Source organism: Arthrobacter sp. LAPM80 (assembly GCF_046736435.1).
Taxonomy (GTDB): domain Bacteria; phylum Actinomycetota; class Actinomycetes; order Actinomycetales; family Micrococcaceae; genus Specibacter.
The window spans coordinates 35117-53415 of the sequence record NZ_JBCHVD010000022.1; the positions used below are offsets into that span (position 1 = coordinate 35117).

The following is an 18299-nucleotide window of genomic DNA, read 5'->3' on the forward strand; positions in this document are numbered from 1 at the left end:
GTAAAGGTGCTGGCGACGTCGTCCATGTGCAGTTTCTGCGTCACGACAAGGGTGAACAGAAAGGTCCGCTCGCAGGCTCCGCACCGACGACCACACCGCCAAGAACCATTTCGGACCCCTTGCGCGCGATGATCCTGATGAAGCCGCCATTGACGTTGCACATCGGGGCGCGTGCGTTGGTCCGAGGCGACATCTTGACCATGTCGTCCCTGCACCAGTCGGATTCCAGATCCGCCTCGGACTCGCCCGCCGACGCAATTTCCTGTGACGCTCGTAAATGCCGGGGTCCTGCGAGAAATGCAGGGCCTTGCGGGGGCCGCGAAGGACAGGATTGACGATGCAGGCTCTTGGTATTCATGTGGCTCTAGTGGGACCGGCTGAACAGATCCCGGGAAAGGCCTCCATATCGGCCAGCTCCTGGGGCTCGTGCGTCGGCCTTCATGGATTCTCGGTACGTTGATGCTCGGTCTCTTGATCGTGCTTCAACTATTTACCTTGTTCCTTGCACCGCTCATGGCAATACAACCGCTGGGAGCCGTGGCAACAGTCAGGAGATCCCGATCTTGAATTTGGCATTTTGGCAATGGCAGTCGTTTCGCGCAGAGGAAATATTGTGGGCATGTTTGGCAGCCGCGGGTCCGGGGTGGCTAGGATCGGATTTGTCTATATATTTGCCCCGGCTGACGCGAGCTAACTCCCGAAGAGGTATTTGCATGAGGGTACAGAATTGTCTCGACGCTTTGAAGAACGCCGATCGCCTGGTTGAGGCGCTCCGGCTCGCAGAAGAGCTGGCGGTCCAAGCCAGCCGCAATGGCGGTGTGCGAAATATTCGCATTCTCCGCAGCGCCATTGGCTCGAAAGACCAGATCGTGGCCATTGCAGCGACTCATGCGCTTGCACAAATAGTGGATGAGGAGGTGGACCTCGTCCTCGCGGAGCTCTTGTCGAGTGGGCGTGGCTTCATTCGTGAACACGCAGCCTGGGCGCACAGGTCCCGTGTTCCACGCTCGGAATCCATGGCGCGGCTTATTGGCCTGATTGCGGCCGGCGGATTTGCCGCCATGCTGGCCCAGCGAACGCTGGAAGCATGGGCTGGCACTGCCCCTGAATTCGTCACCATTGGGTTGGAGAGCGCACTGCTTGGTGTCATCGAAGCAGGAAGCCGCTACAGGCTGGTGGAGACGCTGGGACTGGTCCCGCATGCCAGCGCCACCGAACCACTGCTACGCCTGGCGCTTGACGAAACCGAGGATTCCCTGGTTCGCATTGCCGCCATCGCAGCGTTGGGACAGCGCAAGGGGACGCCCAAAGTGGTCGACTTTCTGGAAGTGTTGGCGGACGGGGGCAGTGAGCTTGCCGAGGTGGCCCGGCTTTCCCTAGTGGACCTTGGCATGGATGACTTCTGCCCGAGCGAGCAGGAAATCACCCGCAACCGCGAGGGTCTGACGGTAGCCCAGCTATTCCTGCATGCCGACATCGATGCCGCCCTAAGCCACTCCGGCAGCGGAGACAATGGCGGAATCGCCACTTTGCTGGTGCGTCTCGGTGATGCTCTCGTGGCAGACCCCAACCAGCAAAAGAGTGACGACGCCCAGGCTTCAGGGCTTCCAAAGCAGGTTGACAGGGTCCTGACCTTGTCCCGAGGCAGCGTTGATCAAGCGGCAAAGAGCGTGGCGACACTGGGGAGCGCCGAGAAAGGCCACCTGTACGGCCACATTCCTTTGTTGCAGGGGCCAAGGCCCTCAGCAAGCGCCTGGCCCCTGCTGGTTGCCGCCCGGCGCGGCATCAACAGGATCCTGCGGGCGGCTGGAAGTGTCCAGGCCATCCACCTGCGGATGGCGGACGTGGGAAGCCTGGCTGCGTTCGACGTGGCCCGGGCCCTGGACATACCGGTGGTTTTCACCGTGGCACCGGACCCCCACTCAGTCATCAACTCGATGGATCTTGCCGGCACCCTCACCCGGGAAAACTTCGGCAGCGTCGATGAGGTGGAACATTTTTGGTTCCGCGTCCGGCTCGTCCAGCGGCTGGCCGCCAACTCGGCCCACACGGTGTTCTTCCCTCGGCCGCAGCTTCGCCAAGACATCATTGACCTGGTCGGCATAGATATGGCGAAGGCGCCCGAGCGCCACAGCATTGTTCCTGAGGGAATCGACCTGGGGGTGATCGACCGGGCAGCGCTTGAGGCGCAGTCTGCCGCCTTGGGCGAACCGGCGACCGCGGCCGTGCTGGAGCTTCGCGAACTCTTGGGCAAGCTACCAGAGGAACGCCGCGGCCTGCCCCTGCTGACGAGCGTGGGACGGTTCCACCGGGTGAAGGGAATGGCCACCATTGTCGAAGCGTGGGCGGGCTCCGATCTGCATGAGCGCACCAATCTGCTGTTGATCGGCGGCAACCTCCAAAACCCGTCCGCTGATGAGAGGGAGCAGCTCGCCCTCATCGACGGCATCTTGGCCCCGACGGAACAACTCGGCAGCGGCCTGCTGATGCCCGGGCACCGGCCAAACGACACGGTGGCCCGCTGGGTCGCTGCCACGCACACCGGACTGCCTGGCCTGGCTGCTCCCAACGGCGTGTACGTTTGCGGCAGTCTGAAGGAAGAATTCGGCATTGCACTGCTTGAGGCGATGGCTTCGGGCCTGGTGGTGGTTGGACCCAACGGGGGAGGTCCGGCGACGTATGTGGAACAGGGACACACTGGATTCCTCACAACCACCTGGGACACCGCGCTGCTGGGCGGTGCCATCGAGGATGCTCTGAGGCGGGCGGCCGATGCCGGAACTCAGGAGAGGGCCGCCTACGCCCGCAGTGTTGTCAGGGACCGCTTCACCATCGAAGCGATGGCCCACACCCTGACAAGTGTGTATTCACAAGTGCACCAAGACGATGTTGAACTTCGAGAAGAATTGATTGTCTCCCCATGACACTTTTGATCATCAGTCCGGACTACGCTTCACACCTCTACCCCCTTGCCGCCATGGGTACCACATGGCAGCAAGCCGGCGAAAGGGTGGTTGTCGCCACCGGGCAGGCCACGGCCTCAATCGTGGAGTCTTTTGGCTTTGAACATGTCCCACTGCAATTGAGTCGGGGATCCAACCCGGGCGTGATCCGCGCCGAAGAGCAACCCGACGGTGAAGATGATGCCTTGCGGGGATTTTTCTCGGCCACGCGCAGGGGAATGGTTGAAACACTCGCCTTCCAGGCAGAAGCGCGCCTCAATGACCTCATGTGGGAGCCGGTCACGACCGCTCGGGCTGTTCAAGCCATCATTGCGGAGCTGAACCCCGAGACCATCATTGTTGACCACCTGGCCTTCAGCGCCCGGCTTGCCATGGTGGCTGCAGGGGTGCACCACATCGACGTAGTCCTGGGCCACCCCACGGCGCTGCCACTCCCTGTTGCCGGGGAAATCTACGGGTTCCCCCCGGCGTGGCCCACGGCCTTCTCCCCTGGGGAGGTGGAGCTGGAGGATTTGAAGAGCCTGTGCGGATCGGTCGGCGCCTCGTTCACGGCAGAGTGGAATCTGGCGCTGGCTGAACTGGCGCCAGAACTCCCGCCTTCACCTGATGCATTTGCCGAGCATGGGGACCTGCTGGTCTTCAACTATCCGGCAGAGCTGATGTCAGCTGAACGCACGGAGCTACTACCTGATCATGTCTTCATGGGGTCCTCCGTGCGGGCCGAATCTGTAGAACCGCACGTGGAGCAGTGGCTCGCATCAAACAATGAACCCTTTGTCTATGTCAGTTTTGGCAGCTTCCTTTCGGTGCGCGACGACGTCCTCGGGAAGGTCGTGGCTGCGCTTCGAGAATCCGGGGTCCGAGCGGCCATCGCCTACGGATCTGCTGAGGCTTCCGAACTCGGGGAAATCCCCGGACATTGGCTGGTGGGTGAATTCCTGCCGCAGGTCACGTTGCTGGCATCGGCGGCAGCCGCCGTGACCCACGGCGGCAACAACAGTGTCACCGAGTCCATGACATTTGGTGTGCCCCTAGTCGTCCTGCCGTTTTCCACCGACCAGTTTGCCGGAGCAGCGGCTCTGGAAGCATCCGGCTTCGGCGCAGCACTGGCCCCGAACACAGCAACGGTGTCAGACATCAAGAGTGCACTCGGTTCCATGATGAAACTTCCCGACGAGCGGCGGGCGGCCCTGCAGGAACTGGGGCGCACCCTGCGCCAGCGCGACGCGCACGCGAGGATTCGTGCACGCGTGAAGGTTTAACCCCCAGGACGCCAACCTGGTATTTTTCATTGCGGGTGTGTGCCGGAATTGTTATCATCGCCCATGACACAGTTGCGCGATTCCCACCTGTTAGTTGTTGGCGCCACCGGCGGCCTTGGCTCTGCCATCTGCCGCCGGCTGTCTCTCGAAGGTGCACGCTTGACACTTGCCGGGCGCAAGGAGGAGAAGCTGGACGCCCTGGCGCACGAACTGGGAGATTCGGTGGTTGGCACGGTGTCTGCCGACCTGGCCTTGCCGGGCGCAGTTGCTGCTGTGGCTGCTGCCACAGCGCGGGAAGGCGGCCTTGACGGGGTGATCTATGCGGCCGGTGTGGTTGCATTTGGGCCGTTGGGGGAATTGGACGAGGACGCCTTCGAAAAGATGTTGTTACTGAATTTTGTTGTTCCCGTGCAGCTGTTCAAGAGTCTGCTTCCGCAGCTCAAACCTGGGTCCACCGTGGTCCACCTCAGCGCCATCGTTGCAGAGAAGCCAATGAAGGGCATGGCGGTTTACTCGGCCACGAAATCAGCCTTGACGAGTTTTGGCGCCGCCATGGCATCGGAATTGCGCCGGCAGCAAATTCACGTTCTCGATGTACGCCCTCCCCACACGGAGACAGGCCTCCATACGCGCCCCATCTCAGGTGTACCGCCGCGTCTGGGCCGCGGCCTGGATCCAGTAGTGGTGGCGGAGAGGATAGTGAAGGCCATAATCGCCGAGGAAGCCGATCTCCCCTCCACCGCGTTCCACTGATCGGTCCAGTTGTTCCCGGTTCCCAGGCCTGGGGAGGCATTGGACCAGGGTCCAGCCGTGGAAATACCATCATTGTTCCGCCAAACTGGAGACAAATTTAGTGGATCATAAAATGACCAATCCGGAACGTGAACCGGCCCCGGGCCGCAGCTCGGACAACCGGCATATTTGGTCTTGCTGGTTGTTGCTTTCCTAGGCTGGCACCGTCGCGGCCTGCGATGCACAATCCTTCGCTGGAACGTGCAGCAACCTGGTGGTAGGCCCGCTGCGCTACGCTTCCTACCCCGCCACTGACATGAGCCGGCTCCGGGCAGAAGTGCGCTCAATTTCCGGTTCCAAGGACGGATTAGCCACCCCGTCGAAGATTTACGCCTCCAGAGCGATACTTCCGAAGGGGTCCGTCGTCACGGTGATTGAGGGTGCGCTCTCTGTTGTGGGGGACTGATCGGGGATGAGCAGGCGTCGCTGGGCGCCCTTTCGGCCCAATAAGATCAGCCCCCGGAAGCTGTAGCTTCCAGGGGCTGCATGGGCGGGGGTGCTATTTTTTTGGTTGGCGCGGGTCGCCCAAGCCCACGACGGCATCGTATTCAACCTGGCCTGTGCGCGGGTCAAACTGCGGACGCTGGAGTCGGGCGAATTCCCCGGCAGACCTACCGCCATACGGTCGGCCATGGTCTGCATATTCCTCCCGGAAGAAGACCACCCGCCAAGGACCGAGCAACAACCGTGCCCCGGTCCGCAGGATCTGCGCGTGCCCGCCCGGCTCTGAGGAATCACCAGCCTGGTAAACATACTCATCTTCCCCGTTATGGAGGATCCTCCCGTGGGTTTCGGCCAACTCCGGCAACCGGAAGTTGACTTCGGGCCCGCTGCCGATGACGGTGGTTTCCTCTGTGAGGTTGTACTCACTGGGGGGTTTGCCATCCCAGGTCTCGCTGTCCCGGACAAAGATGAGCCTGGGCCGCCCACCGCCACGCGAATAGTGCGTGGTGGTTGGTTTTCTCCGATAAATGCGCTGGAAGGTCGGGGAGAGCGGGAACGGGGTGGGGGGCGGCATCAGGCGTCCCTTGAAGTTGCTCGAAGCCTGCGCCTTGACCACCGTTGCCCATGTGTTCGACTTGCCCGGTTTGATATGGGGCGACGTGGTGATCAGACGTTGGAACGCGGAGACTTCCACCGCCCCCACACTGACTATGGTGCCTTCTGGAACTGTGACAGTCACCACGATGCCTCTGCTGGCCAACGAGGCCGCCAGTTCCCTGATCGCTGACAGGTTCCTTCGGGCTCCGAGCCTGAACAGGGCGGCGTTGTCCGTGTGGATGTGAATCTCCGAACCGGCCGCCTTGATGCTGCCGTTGACGGTTGCGCTCTCTTTGCCCTCCTCTGCCGGCAAATGAGCGGAAAACTCAAGATCAATGTCGAAGCGCATGGCAGTACGCTTACGGCTTCGGAGCGGAGCCGGGGGCGCTTTCATTGTCACTGGTGGTCACCCGCAGCGTTCCGTTGAACTTCCAGGTGGCACGCGGGGCATCGGGGCCGATGTCGCGCGGGACCTCCACCGTCATGTCCATGAAGCTGTAGTTCACCACGGCTCCGCGACCCGTTAGGTACGACCAGAGCTGCTGACCCAGATCGGACCAGTCACTCACGGGCACTGTCCTGAAATCCTGGGTCGGTGATGGGTTCTCGCTCATGTGAGTGCCTCCTTGGCTTGTTTCTGCAGGTGCCCAACGCGCCTACAGAAGTCCAGCAAATGCCCCAGTTTGCGAGTGCTCCCGGCGACCATGCTGCACTTTGTGCAACCATAATGACTCTTTTGCCCGAATGATAGATGTAGTTGGATATTTTAGGTAAATTCGTATTTTCATACTCTTGTATCGACAAGTCAGGTGGACGGGGGAGCCATCTTCACCGCCGCCAACCTGACCTCATGTTCCGCAGGCCCGAGGTTTGAAGGCCGGTGGCACCCGTCCGGCCGCAATGGCAGCCACCTGGGAATGTTCTGCGCAACAGTTGCGTTGCCCGGAAAACTGCTCGGCGAAGCACTTCCAGTCAAAAAGGAAGTCCCAACCCATGGTTTCCAAGCTCTTTGAACCGATCACCCTGCGCGGGGTGATTGTTCGCAACCGGCTGTCGGTGAGTCCCATGTGCCAATATTCCGCCGACCCGCAGGACAGGATGCCCAACGACTGGCACTTGGTTCACCTGGGGTCCTTCACACGGGTCGTTACTTTATCCATTCGCAGGGTGCCCGCTGCTGAGGGCGGCTGGGCCACCTTGGCCCCCAGCGCCCTTTGCCTTTCCCGGCTAAGAAACCCCCACAGCACTTACAACTGATGAGATCACGCAAATCACCCGGGCGTTCGCCGATGCCGCGCGACGGGCGGTTGCCGCCGGCTTTGACATCATCAAACTCCATGCCGCCCACGGCTACCTCTTCCACCAATTGCTCTCACCGCTGAGCAACAACCGCAGCGCCGCCTATGGGGGAACATTGGAAGACCGTGCGCGTGATCTTCTGGAAACCATCGACGCCGTCCGTGCTGCGGTGGGCGATACGGTACCCCTTGTCGTGCGGTTTTCCCCAACTGACTGGGTGGTCGGCGGATGGAGCCTTGCGGAGACACAAACTGTGGCACGCTGGGCCGCCGATCACGGGATCGACCTGATCGACCTCTCTTCCCGCGGCACCGTTCCGGCACCCTCCATTCCTGCCGGTCCCGGCTACCAGGTTCCGTTTGCCACGGCTGTTCGCGCTGCGGCAGGGGTGCCCGTTGTCACGGTTGGTCTGATCGATGAGCCGCACCAAGCGGAGCAGATCATAGGCACTGGACTGGCCGACGTGGTCATGGCGGGGCGGGCGTTTTTGCGCGACCCGAACTTTGCGCTCCACGCCGCGGCGGCGCTCGACGTCGGCCTTGACTACGCCCCGACGCCGTACCACCGTGCCACATGGTTGTCCACCTGCTGGAGCTGGAACTTTTGAGAATTGAGAAGAGGCCACCGCGCGCAGGGATGCCTTCACCGCAGGTCAGCTGCAACTCAGCATCGGCTGGCGGTAATGATGTGTTGGGTCTTGAGCCTGTGTGATTCAACGTCCACCTGACGTGCCGTGGGCGGTATCCTTCACTTCCAGGCGCGCACGATGGGTGGTGGCTCCGGGCAACCAAGAGCAGCCCCTGGTTGTGCTCCCTCCGCAGCAGGTTCAACGCCGTCGGCCGTGTTCACCCCGCAAGGCAGGCCAAAGGAACCAAGAGAGGTGGGCAAAAACGCCGACAATCGGTATTCCTTCAGGTTTCACTGTGCGAGAGGGCGTTGACACGTTAAACTTCCCGCATGGTGTCCTGAATTCAACGAACTGAGATGATGAGCGTAAGCTCCGAAGTCAGGCACAACGCCAAGGAGAGTGAACCATGGGAAGTACACCGGACCAGGCTGGTGCCACATCAAAAATGCGCGATCTGCCAGCGATCTGGGCTGGCGGATTCGGACGCTCCGCAATCCGCTCGGCGCAGGCACTGCTCGTCCTTGCCTTCGCCTCGGTCATCGTCTGGGCAGCGACGAGGATTCCCGTCGTCATCATCCCCCTGATGATCGCGCTGATCCTCGCCGCGGCGATCAGCCCGCTTGTCCACTGGCTTACAGGTAAACATTGGCCGCGGGCGCTGGCGGTGCTTTCCTCGTTTGTCGGGATCCTGGCCGTTTTCGGCGGTGTCGTCACGGGCGTTGTCTTCCTCATCCGTTCCCAGTCAAAGGACCTGGTCACCCGGGCCGACGATGGAATCGACCAGCTCCACAACTTCCTGAACAAAGGCCCGTATCCGGTCTCCGACGCGCAGATCAACTCCATCCGGGAATCGGCGCAAAAGTTCATCACGAGCAGCGCCTTCGGCACCGAAGCACTCGTGGGACTTCGTGTTGCCGGTGAAATTGGGGTCGGAGCCGTCCTGATGGCCGTCATCTTGTTCTTCTTTCTCAAGGACGGAGAAAAAATCCGTGGATTCCTGTTCGGTTTCCTCCCCGTGGTCCAGGGCAAGAAGGCCGAGACGGCCGCGGAACGCAGCACCGTGGTACTGGGCGGATACCTGAGGGGAACGTCCCTCATCGCGCTCATTGACGGCCTCATCGTGGGCATCGCCTTGGCCATCATGCAGATTCCCCTGGCTGTGCCACTGGGAGTGTTCGTGTTCATTGGGGGTTTCATCCCCATTATCGGCGCCACTGTTGCCGGTTCCTTGGCGGTTCTCGTTGCCCTGATCTTCAACGGCCCAGTCGCGGCAGCGGTTGTCCTCGTGATCGTCATCGGCGTCAACCAACTCGAGCACCACCTGCTCCAGCCCTTCTTGATGGGCAAAGTCCTGAGCATCCACGGCCTTGTCATCCTGCTCGCCTTGGCCGCCGGTTCCACCCTCGCCGGGCTGGTGGGGGCCTTGCTGGCCGTTCCGCTGACCGCTGTCGGGTGGACAATCATCAAGACGTGGTTGGAGCCTGCACCCCCACCAGCGGAACTTGCGGCCGCTGCCCCTGAAGGCGGGCCAGGCGCTGTTATTATTGGGTCCTGATCACGGTTTCCAGCATGGAGCCAGGACCGAAGGCAATGCTAAGCGTGGAGATGGACGAAAAGCGCGTCCCGTGGGCGATTCCCCACACAAGGCCGCCGGTGCCAAAGATTACGTGGCCGCTCTTGCGATCCGTGGTGTGGGCGATGCAGTCAAAGAGCGCGATCCGAGCCAGCGCAGGGTGCATCTCGGGTCTGTCCGCATACAGCGTGAAATAGTGCTCTCGCCCATCGCACTCGACGAACCGCTGCAGTGAACCGACACCCAGGGGCGCGTTCCCGCCGGAACAACCCTTGCTCGAAATTGGACAACGGACTCTCCTCGGCATCCCGCTTTACGTCGCCCTTGGCCCGGTGGCGACTGCCGCCGGCTCCGCAGTTTCGCGGGTCCGCCCCAAGAGGGGGGGGGAATAGAGGGCATCCACGGCAAGGCCAGTGAGCCGGGCATCAAAGCCCTCGCCCTGAACCGTGCCTCGCGCGGATAATTGCCCGCCCAGGCAGGACTTTTCCCGTGGACGGGTGATGCAACCTGACCAGTGTTCATAGGTGGTCCCGACCGGCTTCCACTAGCTGTCGAATCCGGGTCGTAGACTGCCGCCGGCGAGGACGGCCACAGGGTAATCTCGCTCGGAGTTGTGCGTCTCAGGGATTCCTGTCCACGAGCCGTGGAGGTAGCTTCCGATGGCCTCGGGTGTCAGCCGCTGCCTCGGATGAGCTTGAGCAGGGCGGTGCCGTCGGGGCTGCCCAGTCCTGTGCAGGGATCCCAGCCCGCAGATGCTCGGAAAGTCCCGTTGTTCCCGTTCGTGATGTCGCGGAAGCCGGCCGCCGGTTTTCCCGGTCCTGTGGTGTTGTAAAGGGCCGGCTGCAGGAGGCCGAAACGGTGCCCCGCGGCCTGTGCCAGCCTCACCGTCAGGGCGGCCCAGAGCGGGGCGACCGCGCTGGTCCCCCCGAAGACGAGGTCCTGCCCGTCGACGCGGACCTTGTAACCGGTCTGTGGATCGGCGACACCGCTGACATCGGGGACGCCCCGCCCGCGCTTCTTGGGATGCTTCTTTCCGTTCTTCCCGGCGGAGACGACGCCAGACTGCCACGGTGGGACCGGGAACTTATCGCTGTAGCCACCGCCGGTGGCTGAGTGGGGGTTCTCGTTCCAGACGGTCTCTGAGGTGATCGTCCCGGTTGCCGGATCGGCTTCGAGGCGGGTCCCTCCACAGGCCAGCGCATGGGGGCTGGAGGCCGGGAAGTCCGCATGATCCTTACCGTCGGTGGCGCCGTCGGGGCTGCCGTTGTCGCCCGCGGCGGCTGTGACCGTTACCCCGAGAGCCGCGGCGTCGGCCAGGGCCTGGTCGAAGGCGGTGAGTGCCTGTTGGGTCCAATCGTCTTCGCTCTGGCCCCAGCTGATGCTGATGGCCGTCGGGGCGGGGCTGGCGTGCGCGGCAGCGCTGAGGGCATCGACGAAGCCGGCGTCGGTGTTGGGTGCGAAATAGACGATGATTTCCGCTTTCGGCGCCAGCGCACCCGCAACTTCGATGTCCAGCATCACTTCTCCGTCGGCGCTGTTCGGATCATTGATCGGCTGGTTGGTGCCGCCGTCCACTCCCACCGCTGAGACCGAGGGAGCAGGAATGCCCAGCCCTTGAAAATACGTGGCCAGATCTGCGTCTATGTATCCGCCGCCGAGCTCAAGGATGGAGATAATGTGCCCGCTTCCGTCAGTCTGTGGGGGGAATCCGTAGACCTTTCCGAGTTCAGGAGGCGTGTAGCTGACCGGGGCGGCCGCTGCCGGTTTGAACTGCGCGCGGGCCTGGGGACGGTCATCCAGACCCAGCACGGCGGTGACCACCCCGTCCAGGGCAGCGGGCACGGTCAGGAAACCGGTACGTTGACGGTGGACTGTCGCATTACCGTCGGGGGCCCGACTCGTCACGTTTTCAAGGGATGTCCCAAATAGCCTGCTCAGCAGATCAACGGTCCCCGAGATCCGGACCCGCCGCGACGCGGCATCCGACTCGATGATCCGGGCACCTAGATCGGTCAAGGTGCCCGTCACCAAGTCCAAATCCGACGAGGACGCCCCGTGCCGAGCGGCGAAGTCCTCGTGCGCCATAGGCCGAACCAGCGACTCCGCCGGAATTGGCTCCTGTCGGCGCAAGATCAGTGTCACCTCAATGATCTGATCGGCGTCTGCGGGTTCGCCAGTTCCCTCGGCGGCCCGGGCCCGGGCCCGTTCGCTGCCAGGCAGCTGAACACTATCCGGCGTCTTCTTCTGTGAGTCGGTCATAACTATCTCCGTTCTTTCCGCCTCAGGGGCCGCAACAGAGAATCTCGCAATCTCACGGGATGAAACAGAACATCCGCGACGGCGGAGGAAAAGGAACCCCATTGCTCTGGCCTGATATACACACCCACAGCATGCGGCGGCTGGCCTTAGTATGTCAACGGTCAATATTTCTGCCCACACGCGGCCGGAATATCAGTTCAGCACTACGGGGCCGGTGAAGGATCTGTAAGGAAAATTCGCGACTATGCGGCGTCGGGTAGGGGTTGGGGACGATGATCTCTCTGGATTCGGGCAGTCTGCGGGTTTACGGTTGAGGGGTGAGCGATCGACCCAAAATCCCAACCCTTGGTGAATTGCGTGCCAGCGGCCATGTCTACAAAGACTTGCGCCGGGAGATCCGCGAGAACCTGCTCGCCGCGCTGGCGGCGGGCCGTAACCCTTGGCCCGGGATCTACGGCTTCGGGCGGACCGTCCTTCCGCAACTCGAACGTGCCTTGATTGCTGGCCACGACATTGTGCTGCTGGGTGAGCAGGGACAGGGCAAGACCCGACTCCTGCGCACCCTGGCCGGGCTGCTTGACGAGTGGACGCCGGCAATCGAGGGGTCCGAACTGAACGAACACCCCTACGAACCCATCACCGACAGGTCAAGGGCGCGGGTGCTGGCCGAAGCCGACGGCCTGCCCGTTGTTTGGCGGCACCGTGCCGAACGCTATGTGGAGAAGCTCGCAACACCCGACACCTCCGTCGCGGACTTGATTGGCGACGTCGACCCGATGCGGGTTGCCGAGGGGCGCCGGCTTGGGGACCCCGAAACCATCCATTACGGCCTGGTCCCGCGCTCAAACCGCGGCATCGTGGCCATCAACGAACTGCCTGACCTGGCCGAGCGGATCCAGGTGTCCATGCTCAATGTCATGGAGGAGCGCGACATCCAGATCCGCGGCTACGTGCTCAGGCTGCCCCTTGACGTGCTCGTCGTCGCCTCGGCAAACCCCGAGGATTACACTAACCGCGGCCGGATCATCACGCCGCTGAAGGACCGTTTCGGCGCCGAGATCCGTACACACTACCCCCTGGAACTCGACGACGAGGTCGCCATCATCGCGCAGGAAGGGCGTCTTGCCGCCGATGTCCCGCCCGTCATCGTCGAAATCCTTGCCCGTTACACGAGGTCGCTGCGGGAGTCCCCCTCCATCAACCAGGGCTCAGGGGTTTCGGCCCGATTCGCCATCGCCGGCGCCGAAACCGTCGCCGCGGCCGCGCTGCGCCGCTCCACTGTGCGGGGTGAGGCAGACGCCGTCGCCCGCGTTGTCGATCTGGCGGCGGCCATGGAGGTGCTCTCCGGCAAGCTTGAATTCGAATCGGGGGAGGAGGGGCGTGAGCAGGCAGTCCTTGACCACCTGCTGCGCATGGCCATGGCCGACGCCGTGCGGGTGCACTACCGCGGCCTGGATTTCGCCCCGCTCGTGGCCGCGCTTGACGGCCACGTGACGGTGTCCACCGGGGATGAGGTCACGGCCCAGGAATTTCTGCGGAACCTCCCCGCACTGGACGGGAGCGATCTCTACGAGAAAATCGGCGCCCGCCTTGACGCACGCAACGATGGGCAACGGGCCTCGGCCATCGAACTTGCCCTCGAGGGCCTCTTCCTGGCCCGCCGGATCTCCAAGGAGTCCGACGCCGGGGAAATCATGTACGGCTAGAGGCGGCATCATGGGTGTCAACAACAGGTCTTCGCGCTATGGCAGGTACGCCGGGGGACCGGATCCCCTCGCCCCGCCGGTCGATCTTGCCGAGGCGCTTGACGCGATCGCCGAAGATGTCATGGGCGGCTACTCGCCCCGCCGGGCCCTGCAAGAGTTCCTGCGCCGGGGCAGCGGCAAACGGCTGGGTCTTGACGATCTGGCTGGCCGCGTCCAGCAGCGCCGTCGTGAGCTGCTGGGGCGCCACCGGCTCGACGGGACGCTCCAGGAAGTGAAGAAGCTGTTGGACACGGCAGTCCTTGAGGAGCGCAAGCAGCTCGCCCGCGACGCCACGATGGACAACGACGAGCGCGCGCTCAGGGAAATGCAGATGGACAACCTGCCCGCCTCCACGGCGGCGGCCGTCAACGAGCTGGCCTCCTATGACTGGCAATCAAGCACGGCGAAGGAGGCCTACGAACGGATCAAGGACCTGCTCGGTCGCGAGGTCCTTGACCAGCGGTTCGCGGGGATGAAGGAGGCGCTTGAAGGGGCAACCGAGGAGGACCGCGCCGCAGTGGGTGAAATGCTCCGTGACCTGAACGAACTGCTCGAGCACCACAGGCGCGGGGAGGACACCGAGGCGGACTTTGCGCAGTTCATGGCCCGGCACGGTCAATACTTCCCCGAAAACCCCGAATCGGTGGAGGAACTCATCGACGTCCTTGCCCGGCGCGCCGCCGCCGCCCAGCGGATGTTCCAGTCGATGTCCGCGGAACAGCGCGAGGAACTGATGCGCCTGTCCGCGCAGGCCTTCGGCTCGCCGGAACTCATGGACCAGCTCAACCAGCTGGACGCAAGCCTGCAGGCCCTTCGTCCGGCTGAGGACTGGAGGGGCTCGGAGAAATTCGGAGGCCAGGAGGGCCTTGGGCTTGGTGACGGCACGGGCGTCCTACAGGACCTCGGTGAACTCGACGAGCTGGCCGAACAACTCTCCCAATTGCACAACGGTGCGCATCTTGACGATGTGGATCTGGCCGCCCTGGCACGCCAACTCGGCGAGAAAGCTGCCGCCTCCGCGCGTACCTTGGCAGAAATTGAGCGTGCCATGCACGACGGCGGCTACCTGCGGCGCACTTCCGACGGGGAACTCCGATTGTCGCCACAGGCTGTGCGGCGGCTCGGCAAGTCGCTGCTGAGGGACGCCGCCAAACAACTCTCTGGCCGGCAGGGCGGCAGGGACACGCGCGTCGCAGGCGCGGCCGGTGAGCAGACAGGTTCCAGCCGTGACTGGCAGTTTGGCGACGCCGAGCCGTGGGACGTCACCCGGACACTGACGAACGCCATCCACCGCACCATGGCCGACGGCGGTGATCCCGGCAGCGGCCTGCACCTGACCGTGGCGGACATTGAGGTCACCGAAACGGAGGCCCGCACGCAGGCCGCTGTCGCCCTCCTCGTCGATGTGTCCTTCTCCATGGCCTCCGAGGGGCGCTGGGTCCCGATGAAACGCACGGCCCTGGCCCTGCACCACCTGGTCTCCACCCGCTTTCGCGGCGACCAGCTGGCACTCGTCACGTTCGGCCGTTATGCGCAGACCATGGACATCGGCGAACTCACGGCGTTGCCGTCGCTGCACGAACAGGGCACCAACCTCCACCATGGCCTGCTGCTAGCCGGCAGATTCTTTCGCCAACACCCTTCCATGGCGCACATCCTGCTCATCGTGACCGACGGCGAACCAACCGCGCACCTGATGGCCGACGGCGAGTCGTCGTTCTCCTGGCCGCCAGATACCGAAACCATCCGCCTCACTGTCGCCGAACTTGACCGACTTGGCCGGACGGGCACGCAGGTGACGTTCTTCCGCCTGGGCGATGACCCCGGGCTTGAGCGCTTCGTCAACGGCATCGCCAGGCGCATCGGAGGTCGCGTCGTCGCCCCCGACGCAGAGGATCTCGGTGGAGCGGTCGTGGGGGAGTACCTGCGCGAACGCTTCCAGGGAAAATACGACGACGACTGGGCGCCTTAGCCTGGACCGAGGTTTAGGCTTCCTCCTTGATGGTGGTGATGGTGGTGATGGTGCGGATCCTGCCCGTTTCACCGGCGCCGATGTCCGGCAGGTCAGGGACCAGGGACCCCTGCGAATCAACCATGGTGCTCTGTCCAGCAGCCTAAAATCGTGGTGGCCACTTCGTAGGCGAAGTTGCTGGCGGTGACCTTGTGGGGTCCGACGGTGGCAGGGAATGCCGTGGCATCAACATGGAGCATCATGTTGTCCTTGACGAAAATGACGGTACCGTCACCAGATTCATACCCTGGCAGGCCCAGGTTGGACAGTCCCTCAATGGGGTGGGCCTGGAGGGTGACGGCGAGTTGCTTCGCCAGGGCCGCCGCGTCGGCTTCGCTGCCCGCCTCCGTCACGGTCATTCTGAAGTCGCCAATGCTGAGCGGGTACGTGCATGAAAACGTAGTCCCGTCCCAATTATCAGTGGTCCGGGGAAGGTCGGGAAGAGCCAGGATCTCTTTGACGTTTTTTTTGGCTTCGTCGGCACACACCATGGTGGCCGCCTGTGAAGGCTGTGTTGAAAGCACTGTCAAAACACCATGCATGTCCGCTGTTTCGCTATGGAATGGATAGCTGCCTGGCTTTTTGGGTGCCACAAAGTTCGCGATGCCGCCGGCGGGAATACTGACATTGAAGCTGGTGGAATCATCCGAGACGACCGTCTGGGCAGCGCCTTCCATGTTCATGACAGTAACTGTGGCCCCGGCAGACAAGGGCTTGGGATCGATGAATTTTCCGCCTTTAATGTGAATCATCAACTCCATGGACCCGGCGTCGGGCATCGCCATGCCCGACGCCGTCGAGGGTACGGATCCTGCGCTGGAAGGGGGTCCGGTTTCTGGCCCGATGCCGCACCCGGACAACGTGAGTGTGGCGGCGACCGCCAGGGCTCCGGTGAGGCTGAAAATCTTATTCATCGTGGTCCAATCCAGGGCTTTGGGGCGCCATTGCGGGTCGCTAGCCGGCGTGGCTGGACACAAGGTGCCCATAGACCACGGTATTTTCGGTGAATTCACCCGTGCTCGGTTCATAGCCGCCACAGGTGATGAGGCGAATCTCGGCGCGTTGAGTGTTGCCATATACGGCCAGTGTGGGAAATGCGTTCTTTTTGAAAACTTCGCTTCTGTCCACAGCAAAGTTGGCTACTGTTCCATCGGCCCGGGTGACTGAAAACTGTTCGCCCTTCTTGAGCTCATGAAGTCGAAAGAACACTCCTTCGGCAATGGTGGTGGTGTTTACATGGCCCAAAATGACCGACGGGCCCAGTTCTCCGGGGGTTGGGGAGAACTTGTACCAGCCGGCGGGGGAGCCCGCTTCGCCGGGAGGCACCTCGGCTTCACCCTTGTTATCCCTGCCCAGGGTGATCAAGTTCGTGGTGAGGCCAATGTCGGGGACGGACAAGGACACGGGTGCCGATGCCGGAAGAATTTCGCCTTGGACTGGCGGAGGAGCACTCTGGGAGGGTGCCGGAACGGACGACGGCGCAGCTTTTGCTGGTGCGGAAGGCGCAGCTTGAGTGCTGCCCGCAGACTGGGCGCCCGGCGTCGTGCTGGGGGTACTGGGGGCGGTTGCCGACCCGCATCCGGCAACACCAAAGGTGAGGGATGTCAGGAGCACCGCCGCCGTCGCGGACGCCATGAGGCGTCCGCGACGGCTGCTGGTGGCTACCATGGGGAATCGACCGCCGCTACTTTGCTGTGACTGTCTTTTGACGGTTGACGGCCAGGACTGCACCGGCTGCGAGCACCAGCGCTCCGCCGCCGGCAAACCAGGCAACCTCCGGTGAGGTCGAGGCGTTGCTCGATGCCACTTGTGTTGTCACGCCGGTTCCGGGGGCGCCACCTGGCATGGCAGCCATTTGGGAGAGTGCCAACGTCCCGCACAGGGCCGGTGACGTTGCAGCCAACGGCAAGGACGGGACCAATTCGCTCTTGGCCGCCTGGCCTGCGGCGGACAATGTTGCCGGATCCAAACCATGGACAACAACAACGGCCTTTCCGGCCTTCAACGAGGCAACTGTCGCCGCGTTCATGGTGAAGGTCCGCTCATACGAGTAGCTGGCCCCCATCCCTGCAACAGCCAAATCCAGCGCGGCCTTGTCACTTGTGTCACCGCTGGTGGAAAGGGTGGTGCCGATCTTGCCGTAGGACGGGCCGCCCTCAGTGGTGCTGATGACACCGTCACCATTGGTGTCGGCTGCGGGGGTCGGGCAAACGCCTGCACCCTCGATGTGTATGTGCTGCACGTGCGGGTAGGGTTTGCCGTCGAAGGTGGCGGCCAAGCCACTGACGTTCTCGGTCACTTTGGCCTGGTCACCGCTGAGCGAAATCCACACGGAACCCGTGGCGTTGCTGCCGTTGATGGCCCCCAAATTCGCCTCGAAAGTGGTGGTGTCTCCGTCGGCGGCCATGGCGGCCCCTCCGGACATGGACAATGCGGCCAGCGCGAGCACCGGCGCAATCAGCAAAGCATATTTCTTTTGCATGAGAATCCTCCTGATACAAGGGTGGACGGTCCATCGTTGGGTGCGTCCACTTGGTGATTCGAAGCACAGGGCGTTATGGATTGGAAAGAGTTTCATTTATTTCCGGTGCGGGGCGAACTGTCCCCATGGCTCTGTCTTGAAAACTTCGATAACGTTTGGCTAAACCCTGAAAACCGTAGGCCCGGGCGGCCGCCGGTGTCAGCGCGCAATCGTCAGTGCGCCGTGTCTGCCGCTGCCTTTTTCT

At 62.8% G+C, this 18299-nt stretch carries 17 protein-coding genes; 9 read left to right on the forward strand and 8 right to left on the reverse strand.

Features of this window, described 5'->3' with window-relative positions; all coding sequences use genetic code 11:
• Positions 1-40 precede the first annotated feature (40 nt).
• Positions 41-358 (reverse strand): hypothetical protein, encoded by a 318-nt coding sequence (locus AAGW05_RS16500; protein ID WP_411805650.1) that lies wholly within the window; start codon positions 356-358, stop codon positions 41-43.
• Positions 359-713: 355 nt separating this feature from the next.
• Between AAGW05_RS16500 and AAGW05_RS16505 the strand changes: the two genes are divergently transcribed.
• The 4 genes from AAGW05_RS16505 (at position 714) to AAGW05_RS16520 (ending at position 5423) form a co-directional block, all read left to right on the forward strand.
• Positions 714-2924, forward strand: a complete 2211-nt coding sequence (locus AAGW05_RS16505) for a glycosyltransferase (RefSeq protein WP_411805651.1) — start codon at positions 714-716, stop codon at positions 2922-2924.
• Entirely contained in the window at positions 2921-4225 is a 1305-nt protein-coding gene (locus AAGW05_RS16510) for a nucleotide disphospho-sugar-binding domain-containing protein (RefSeq protein WP_411805652.1), read from the forward strand. The genes AAGW05_RS16505 and AAGW05_RS16510 overlap by 4 nt, the downstream gene beginning before the upstream one ends.
• Before the next feature lie 63 nt (positions 4226-4288).
• Positions 4289-4978, forward strand: a complete 690-nt coding sequence (locus tag AAGW05_RS16515; protein ID WP_411805653.1) for an SDR family NAD(P)-dependent oxidoreductase — start codon at positions 4289-4291, stop codon at positions 4976-4978.
• A 253-nt stretch (positions 4979-5231) separates the two neighbouring features.
• Positions 5232-5423 (forward strand): alpha/beta hydrolase, encoded by a 192-nt coding sequence (locus AAGW05_RS16520; RefSeq protein ID WP_411805654.1) that lies wholly within the window; start codon positions 5232-5234, stop codon positions 5421-5423.
• A 93-nt stretch (positions 5424-5516) separates the two neighbouring features.
• Here AAGW05_RS16520 and AAGW05_RS16525 read toward each other — a convergent pair whose 3' ends face one another.
• Positions 5517-6407, reverse strand: a complete 891-nt coding sequence (locus tag AAGW05_RS16525; protein WP_411805655.1) for an FHA domain-containing protein — start codon at positions 6405-6407, stop codon at positions 5517-5519.
• A gap of 10 nt (positions 6408-6417) precedes the next feature.
• Positions 6418-6672, reverse strand: coding sequence for a hypothetical protein (locus AAGW05_RS16530; RefSeq protein ID WP_411805656.1), 255 nt, complete (start codon positions 6670-6672; stop codon positions 6418-6420).
• Positions 6673-7051: 379 nt separating this feature from the next.
• Here AAGW05_RS16530 and AAGW05_RS16535 point away from each other — a divergent pair, with 379 nt between their 5' ends.
• The 3 genes from AAGW05_RS16535 to AAGW05_RS16545 all read left to right on the forward strand — a co-directional run bounded on the left by AAGW05_RS16535 (position 7052) and on the right by AAGW05_RS16545 (position 9540).
• Entirely contained in the window at positions 7052-7315 is a 264-nt protein-coding gene (locus AAGW05_RS16535) for a hypothetical protein (RefSeq protein WP_411805657.1), read from the forward strand.
• Between the two features lie 13 nt (positions 7316-7328).
• Positions 7329-7964, forward strand: coding sequence for a tRNA-dihydrouridine synthase (locus AAGW05_RS16540; protein WP_411805666.1), 636 nt, complete (start codon positions 7329-7331; stop codon positions 7962-7964).
• A 427-nt stretch (positions 7965-8391) separates the two neighbouring features.
• Entirely contained in the window at positions 8392-9540 is a 1149-nt protein-coding gene (locus AAGW05_RS16545; RefSeq protein ID WP_411805658.1) for an AI-2E family transporter, read from the forward strand.
• On the opposite strand, the gene AAGW05_RS16550 is transcribed toward AAGW05_RS16545, so the two are convergent.
• Both AAGW05_RS16550 and AAGW05_RS16555 read right to left on the reverse strand, forming a co-directional pair.
• A complete protein-coding gene (locus AAGW05_RS16550; RefSeq protein WP_411805659.1) occupies positions 9527-9724 on the reverse strand; it encodes a hypothetical protein in 198 nt (65 codons plus the stop codon). The genes AAGW05_RS16545 and AAGW05_RS16550 overlap by 14 nt on opposite strands.
• Positions 9725-10230: 506 nt before the next feature.
• Positions 10231-11817 (reverse strand): protease pro-enzyme activation domain-containing protein, encoded by a 1587-nt coding sequence (locus AAGW05_RS16555; protein WP_411805660.1) that lies wholly within the window; start codon positions 11815-11817, stop codon positions 10231-10233.
• Between the two features lie 317 nt (positions 11818-12134).
• Between AAGW05_RS16555 and AAGW05_RS16560 the strand changes: the two genes are divergently transcribed.
• Together AAGW05_RS16560 and AAGW05_RS16565 are read left to right on the forward strand one after the other, a co-directional pair.
• Positions 12135-13523, forward strand: a complete 1389-nt coding sequence (locus AAGW05_RS16560) for a sigma 54-interacting transcriptional regulator (protein ID WP_411805661.1) — start codon at positions 12135-12137, stop codon at positions 13521-13523.
• A 10-nt stretch (positions 13524-13533) separates the two neighbouring features.
• On the forward strand, positions 13534-15534 hold the full coding sequence (locus AAGW05_RS16565; RefSeq protein ID WP_411805662.1) for a vWA domain-containing protein: 2001 nt from the start codon (positions 13534-13536) through the stop codon (positions 15532-15534).
• A gap of 116 nt (positions 15535-15650) precedes the next feature.
• Here the strand turns inward: AAGW05_RS16565 and AAGW05_RS16570 are convergent, their stop codons facing one another.
• The 3 genes from AAGW05_RS16570 to AAGW05_RS16580 are packed head-to-tail and all read right to left on the reverse strand — an operon-like array spanning position 15651 to position 18055.
• Positions 15651-16487 carry a hypothetical protein gene (locus AAGW05_RS16570; protein WP_411805663.1) on the reverse strand — a complete coding sequence of 279 codons (837 nt, stop codon included), beginning with the start codon at positions 16485-16487 and terminating at the stop codon, positions 15651-15653.
• Positions 16488-16527: 40 nt separating this feature from the next.
• Positions 16528-17241 carry a class F sortase gene (locus tag AAGW05_RS16575; protein WP_411805664.1) on the reverse strand — a complete coding sequence of 238 codons (714 nt, stop codon included), beginning with the start codon at positions 17239-17241 and terminating at the stop codon, positions 16528-16530.
• Positions 17242-17257: 16 nt separating this feature from the next.
• Positions 17258-18055, reverse strand: coding sequence for a hypothetical protein (locus AAGW05_RS16580; RefSeq protein ID WP_411805665.1), 798 nt, complete (start codon positions 18053-18055; stop codon positions 17258-17260).
• Positions 18056-18299 lie beyond the last annotated feature (244 nt).